Origin of the sequence: Kocuria tytonicola (assembly GCF_003687455.1) — a bacterium.
GTDB lineage: Bacteria > Actinomycetota > Actinomycetes > Actinomycetales > Micrococcaceae > Kocuria > Kocuria tytonicola.
In genome coordinates this window covers 1-6697 of record NZ_PHOA01000118.1, presented here as the reverse complement: position 1 = coordinate 6697, position 6697 = coordinate 1, and the positions used below count along the sequence as shown (strand labels likewise).

7 protein-coding genes are annotated in these 6697 nt (G+C 73.7%); 2 read left to right on the top strand and 5 right to left on the bottom strand.

Annotated elements, in window-relative coordinates:
• Window positions 1-88: 88 nt before the first annotated feature.
• The 3 genes from CWC38_RS10445 to CWC38_RS10435 all read right to left on the bottom strand — a co-directional run bounded on the left by CWC38_RS10445 (window position 89) and on the right by CWC38_RS10435 (window position 2487).
• Window positions 89-1621 (bottom strand): FAD-dependent oxidoreductase, encoded by a 1533-nt coding sequence (locus CWC38_RS10445; protein ID WP_121846676.1) that lies wholly within the window; start codon window positions 1619-1621, stop codon window positions 89-91.
• A gap of 160 nt (window positions 1622-1781) precedes the next feature.
• Window positions 1782-2105, bottom strand: a complete 324-nt coding sequence (locus CWC38_RS10440; protein ID WP_121846675.1) for a lycopene cyclase domain-containing protein — start codon at window positions 2103-2105, stop codon at window positions 1782-1784.
• Window positions 2098-2487: a lycopene cyclase domain-containing protein gene (locus CWC38_RS10435; RefSeq protein ID WP_121846674.1), complete on the bottom strand. Its 390-nt coding sequence runs from the start codon at window positions 2485-2487 to the stop codon at window positions 2098-2100. Before CWC38_RS10435 ends, CWC38_RS10440 begins: the two co-directional genes overlap by 8 nt.
• Window positions 2488-2664: 177 nt before the next feature.
• Between CWC38_RS10435 and CWC38_RS10430 the strand changes: the two genes are divergently transcribed.
• Together CWC38_RS10430 and CWC38_RS10425 are read left to right on the top strand one after the other, a co-directional pair.
• The gene (locus tag CWC38_RS10430; RefSeq protein ID WP_240625218.1) at window positions 2665-3912 is read left to right on the top strand and encodes a cytochrome P450; all 1248 of its coding nucleotides are present in this window, start codon (window positions 2665-2667) and stop codon (window positions 3910-3912) included.
• A gap of 37 nt (window positions 3913-3949) precedes the next feature.
• Window positions 3950-4618 carry a DUF998 domain-containing protein gene (locus CWC38_RS10425; RefSeq protein WP_165860403.1) on the top strand — a complete coding sequence of 223 codons (669 nt, stop codon included), beginning with the start codon at window positions 3950-3952 and terminating at the stop codon, window positions 4616-4618.
• Here CWC38_RS10425 and CWC38_RS10420 read toward each other — a convergent pair.
• Entirely contained in the window at window positions 4608-6068 is a 1461-nt protein-coding gene (locus tag CWC38_RS10420; RefSeq protein ID WP_124106165.1) for a glycosyltransferase family 39 protein, read from the bottom strand. The two genes, CWC38_RS10425 and CWC38_RS10420, sit on opposite strands and share 11 nt — an antisense overlap.
• Before the next feature lie 2 nt (window positions 6069-6070).
• Window positions 6071-6697 (bottom strand): glycosyltransferase (locus CWC38_RS12140; RefSeq protein ID WP_165860402.1); only part of this gene is annotated, 627 nt, incomplete at its 5' end.

The following is a 6697-nucleotide window of genomic DNA, read 5'->3' as shown; positions in this document are numbered from 1 at the left end:
GGCCCAGCCCGACCCGACCGGGCACTGCCGGCCGGACGGGGCACTGCCGGCCCGGCCGCGGCCCCGGGTGTTCTCCCTGCGGGGCGGTTCAACCCCTGCGGGCGAGCAGGCCCCGCATCGGCACCGTCCACACGTCCTCACCCGCGACACCCCACCGGGACAACAACGCGTTGCCCGCCAAGAACCCCGTCGTCGTCGCACGTTCCATCAAGGCCACCGGGTAGTCGCACCGTACCCAGTCGCCGGCCAGCACGAGACGGTCCATGGGCGTCTCCACGCCCGGACGCCCGGCCCAGTTCTCCGGCGTGATCAGGGCGCAGTCCTCCCGGAGGAGGAACTCCCGGTGGTGCACGCCGAGATCGGCGCACTCCGGGAAGACGCGGTGCAGCTCCTCCTCGAGGCGCCTCTCGAGTTCTGCGGCCTCAGGGGTACCGGGCTGCAACCCGTCCTCACAGGCATAGGCGTGCACCTCCACCACGGACCCGTGGTGCTTGGCGGACCACTCTGCGGCCCCGGACTCGAAGCGTTCCAGGACGGAGACGTTGTCCACGGGGCCGAATCCGCTGGTTCCCACGAAGGCGGGCCGTTCGGCATCCACGAGGCCGTCGTACCAGAGCCGGAGCACGGCGAACGGGGGAGCGTTGCGGGTCTCGCCCACGGCGTCGCGCCACCGCGCGACGTCCGGTGACTGGGTATGCGCCTGCAGACCGCCGATGAGCTCTCGTGCGGACCGGGGATCCGTGGCCAGGACCACGGCGTCGGAGGTGAGCGCGTCCTGCCCCACCTGGACGGTGGCGTGGTCCTCTGCGACCTCTACTGCCTCCACCGTGGCACCGCACCGGACGGTGACTCCCAGGTCCGCGAGGTGTCGTGCGAGGGGAGCCCAGATGGCGGCGTCGTAGTCGTCGGTGGGGACGTCGAAGATGAGGCCCTCCGCGGAGCCGATGAAGTAGGCGTGGAACATGGCCACGAGTTCCCCGGCCGCGAAGTCGTGGGGGGACGCGAAGAAAGAGCGGGCGAAGACCTCGAGCGCGAGGTCCCGAGCGCCCTCGGGGAAGCGCAGCCGGTCGAGGAACATGGCCGCGGACTCCCCGTCGTAGGCGGAGAAGGTCTCGGGGAAGCGCACCTGCATCATCTCCAGGGCGGCCCTGGCGTTGACCTTGGCCAGGGTGCGGGGCGTGAACGCCGGGCTGCGCAGCACGAAGCCCAGGACGTTCCACGGCGGGGTTCTGGGGATGTGCGCGAAGGAGTCCCCGGGCCGGCCCTGGCGCAGCAGCGGGTAGTCGGTCACGGGGGTCAGTCGTTCCAGCGGGGGATCCGTGCGGCGCAGGAGCGAGCGCAGGTTGTAGTACTGCCGGAAGAACGCGTGGAAGCCGCGGCTCATGGTGCGGCCGTCGTCCAGCGGCCACGCAGCCACCCGGCCACCCAGGCGGTCCGTGGACTCCAGCAGGGTCACGCGCACGCCGCGTTCGGCCAGCACCGTGGCGGCCGCGATGCCCGCGATCCCGCCTCCGGCCACGACGACGCTGCGCTCACCCTGGATCCGCGCCGCGCCGGTGGGCCCCGGGTGCCGCACGGCGCGGCGGTCTCGTCCGGGGTGGTTCTGCTCAGAAGTGCTCATCAGGGTGCGGCTTTCTCGTGGTGGGCGGGGACGGTGCGGGGGTCGGCGCGTCCTCGGCGGCGCTGCCGGTGCGGGGGCCCAGGCGGGGCTGGAGCGCGGCGGCGTCGTCGGGGGTGCGGGCGCGTGTCGTGCGTCCCGCTCGCCGGGTGGCCCGCGGGGCTCACTCCGCTGCTTCTGGGGATTCGCGGCGCTCCGCCCGGTGCCAGAGCATCATGGTCAGGGTCACCATGGCGAACCCGAAGCCGAAGTCCTCGATCGGGATGTCCCACGGGAAGCGGATGCCCGAGGAGGCCTCGGGGTTGTAGAGCACGATGGGGTCGGACAGCTTGGTGAGCCAGCCGTCCACGGGGATCTGGAAGGACTCGACGATCAGCATGGCGAGCCAGTAGGTGGCGGTGCGGAAGATCCCGGTGCGGGCCCACAGCAGCTCCAGGAGCACCACGGCGATGACGCCGAGGATGGTGAGAAGTGTGTACTCAGGCATCGGCGCGGCTCGCCTCCTGCGACTCACGGACCAGGCCGTCCGGCCACCGGAACCGCAGGGGCCCGGTCCCCCGCACGAGCCGGAGGATCTTGCCGACGGCCTCGTGGGTGAGCAGACCGCAGATGGGGATCACGATGAAGAACACGAGCTCCTCGAGCGGCAGGGCGCCCAGGTGGATGCCGGTGATGAACTCCGGGTTGTAGGTCCAGTGGTCACGGTAGATGCCCCACAGGTCCCGCGCCACGAACAGGACGACCACCGGCAGCATGACCTTGAGCAGACGCCGGGGGCGGCGGTAGACGCGGACCCCCACGATGAACTCGAGTGGCAGGGTGATCGCCACGCACAGCCCCATCAGCACGAGGTACTGGCCGTGATCCATTGCTGTCCTTCCCGTGCCGGGGCGCTCCGACTGCCCCCACCCTACCCGAGCACCTGCCACGCGGACTGGCCCCGGCTGGCTCCCGGACGGGCCCTGAAGCGGCCCGCGGACCGGGCCCCGCGGCGTCGTCCAGCGGGGCCGTAGACTGCCGTGCAGCGCAGGAGAGGGAGGCACAACGTGGTCGACGAGTCGGATGTCCGCCGGTCCCGAAAGGCCGGGGAGGCCGAGAACCCCCGGGTGGAGCACACGGGGTCCGTGTGGCGGATCCGGGGTCTCACGGCGGCTCGGCAGGTGCTGCAGGCGCGCCACGCGACCACCCAGGCCGGCTTCACCGCGGAGGCGATCCCCCAGGGGTTCTTCCGCCACCACCCCATCCTGGTCTCGGACGGCCCGCTGCACGACGAGCAGCGCAAGGAGGTCGCCCGGTTCTTCGCCCCCGCCGTGGTGGCGCGCCGCCACCTGCCGGACATCGAGTCCCGCGCCGCGGCCTTCGCCGCCGACGCCGCCCGCGCGGGTGGGACGTGCCTGCTGGACGAGCTGGCCCTGCGCTTCACCGTGGAGGTGACGCGGGGGATCGTGGGCATCGACAACTCCTCGCTGGACGGGATGTGCCGCCGCCTGGTGAGCTTCTTCAACCAGCCCCCGCTGGACGTGACCAAGCCGGACTACGGGCGCACCCGCGCGCAGTGGGCCCGTGCGGCGTTCAACGCCCTGGTGCCCATTGCCCGCTTCTACCTGGCGGACGTGCGCCCCGCCATCCGGGCCCGGCGCAGGAACCCGGGGGACGACGTGGTCAGCCACCTCCTGGCAGAGGGATACTCCACGGCGGACATCCTGGTGGAGTGCGTCACCTACGGCACCGCGGGGATGGTGACCACCCGCGAGTTCATCGTGATGGCCGCGTGGCACCTGCTGGAGAACGACGAGCTGCGCGCCCGCTACCTCGTGGCCGGTGAGAAGGAGCGCTTCGCCATCCTGCACGAGCTGCTGCGGCTGGAGCCGGTGGTGGGCCACCTCTACCGCCGCGTGCAGGAACCCGTGGAGATCACGGACGGTGGCAGCAGCTGGACCGTGCCGGCGGGGGACCTCGTGGACATCTGCGTGCGCCAGACCAACACCGATCCGCAGGCCGTGGGGGAGCACCCGGCCGAGGTGTGTCCCGGGCGGACGATGCCGCCCGGCGCGGACGCCACGGGCATGGCCTTCAGCGACGGGGCCCACAAGTGCCCGGGCCGGCCGCTGGCCATCACGGAGACGGACCGCTTCCTGCTGCGTCTGCTGGGCCACGGGCCCGTGCTGGTGCAGGCGCCCACGCTGGAGTGGGACAACCTCATCGAGGGGTACATCCTGCGTGGGATGCGCCTCCGGTTCCCGGCGGCGGGCGCGGCTGACACGGAGAACACGGAGGACTCGTGCCCGAGGTGACCGGGCGCGCACCCCGGCGGCGCGCGGGGCAGTCGCGGTGAGACGCCGTGCGCCCCTCGACGGCCCGGAGCCGGAGGCGGCGTGGGACGGCGCCCGGCTCGGGGCGCTGCTCGTGGTGGCGGCGGTCCTGGTGGTCGCCCTCACCGCCGTGCTGACGCTGTCCACGCCGGGCACCGCCTACGTCTGGTACGAGAACATGATCAGCGACCTCGGGGACGGCGAGTGCCGGGTGCGCGGGGGCCGGTGGATCTGCTCCCCCGGCCACCGGGTGTTCAACACCGGGATCGCGCTCGCCGGGGTGCTGCTCCTGGCAGCGGGTGCCTGTCTGTGGGGCCGGTGGGGCAGGGTGCTGGCGGGCGGCGTCGTCGTCATGGGCGCGGGTCTGGTGGCCACCGGCGTCTTTCCCGCGGGGAACAGGGCGGGCCTGCACCTCGCGGCCGTGGTGCTGGCGCTCGTGGTCCCGGCCCTGGGGTTCCTGGCCTCGGGGATCCGCCCGGGCACCCCGTGGCTGCGCCGCCGCCGGGGTGCCCGCGTGGTGCTGGCCAGCACCGCCCTGCTGTTCGCCGCCGTGAGCCGGCTGCCGGGCGGTGTGGTGCCGGCCGGTGCCGGAGAGCTCGTGATCGTGGGCGCCATGCTGCTTGCGCTGCTCCTCGAGGCGGGGTGCCTGCTCCTCCGGGAGCCCCGCGCGCAGGAGGTCAGCCGCTGAGCCGACGGAACCGGGGCCACAGTGTCTGCCAGTCCGCCTCGGGCCCCTCGCAGTGCAGCACGGGAACGTCCACGAGATCCGGGTGCACCACGGGCCCGGTGCGCGGCGAGGGCCCCGGTGTGCAGGTGGCGAAGGCGTCGCGCTGCGCGGTGGCGTGATCCCCCACCAGCACCACCCGCTGGGAGCGCGGCGGGCCGAGCTCCCACAGGCCGTTGTGCCCGGAGTGCAGTGCCTCCCGGTCCGCGGCGCTCCCGTACCGGTCCACGGCACCGGCCAGCGCGTAGCTGTCGACGACGACATCCTCCCCGGCTCCCCGGGCGCGGCTCACCTCACCCGCCAGCGCCGGCCACCCGAGCTGGTCCCGCGCGGTGGGGTTCACGGTGGCCTGCACGCCCACCCAGGGCTGGGTGGCGGGCAGGACCGGGAGGCAGATGAGACAGGCCACGGCGGCGTTGGCCGCGACCACGGTGCACCTCCTGGGCCGGCTCCACCGTCGCCGCACCCGCGGGCTCGTCCACCCCAGGGAGAGGGCAGGCAGCAGCGCACCCGCGGGGTAGTGCGGCTGGGAGGGGGAGACGAGCGTGAAGGCCACCACGAGCAGGACGGTGGGCAGCAGGAAGCGCGCGGCACGCTCACCGCCCCGCCAGGGGTCCAGCAGGCCGTCCAGCGCCACGCGCACGAAGGGCGGTCCCACGAACAGCACGAGCGCGGGCAGGAGCAGCAGCCGCACGGTGGTGCCGTGCTGCTCCACCAGCCCGGCGGAGACCTGGGACATGGGCATCCCGTGGCTCAGCTGCGCCCACAGTTGGGGTGCCGCGATCACCAGGAACAGGCCCGCACCGATCCAGGTCTCGGCCCGGCCCAGCAGCCACCGGCACGTCATGCACAGGGAGACGAACACCGCGGCGAGCAGCACCACGACGAGCAGCTTGTTCCAGCAGGCCGCACCCGCCACCACGCCCGCCCAGATCAGCAGGCGCGGTCTGCCCTGCGCGGCGCGCAGCACCAGCAGGAGGGTGAGCTCCCACGCGAGCAGGTCGACGGCGCTGGTGGTGAAGATGTGGCCCATCAGCAGGGGGTAGACGGTGAACGCGTGGGCCCAGGCCGCGAGGCGCTGCGTCCACGGGCCGGCGCCGAGGGCACGGGGGAAGAGACTCGCCACGAGGGCACCCGCCGCGGCCGCGGCGATCGCGGGCAGCCGCTGCACCCAGAGGTCGTCGCTGACCCGCGCCGCGAGCCACGTGAGCCACACCGTGAGCGGCGGCTGGTCCACGTACCACCAGTCCAGCGGCAGGGCCCGGAAGTACAGCTCGTCCCAGTGCGGTCCGTAGCGCCCCGCGGTGAGGAGCAGCACCACCGCGACGGCGAGCATGGGGACCACCGCGATCCGCACGGGGGACAGGGCCGTGGGCACCGCGGTGGAGCCCGCTCCCCGAACGGCGTGCGCCACGCTCACCGGGCCGCCGCCGGGCTCAGCCAGTCCTCGATCTGCTGCACCGCCCGGCCGCAGCCGTCCTCCCCGCGCACCCGTTCGGCGAGCAGCTCGGCGCGCGCGGTGGTGACCGGGTCCAGCGCCTCCTCCAGGACCCGGGCGAGGCCGGGCCCGGTGAGCGCGCGCCGCGGCAGCGGGCGGGGAGCCACGCCCAGGGCGTGCAGCCGGCTGCCCCAGTAGAACTGGTCCGCCACGTGGGGAACCACCACGGACGGGGCCCCCGCGCGCACCGCGGCGGCAGTGGTGCCCGCGCCCCCGTGGTGGACCACCGCGCGCACGCGGCGGAACAGGGCCTCGTGGGGCTGCTCTCCCACGCAGACCACGTTCGGGTGCACCTGCCCGCGCAGCTTCCCGAGCTGGGCGACGGCGCGGACGCCCGCGCGCTCGCAGGCATCCCCCACGTGCTCCAGCACGGCAGAGGGGTCCCCGCGCTGGTTGGAACCGAACCCGACGTAGACCCAGTCCCCGCGGGACAGCAGCTCCGCCACGGGACGGGACAGGGCGGCGTCGTCGGAGGCGGACCACCAGCCGGTGGTCACTCCCCTCGGCGGGAGGGTGGGCAGCAGCTGGGGGCTGAAGGCGTAGAG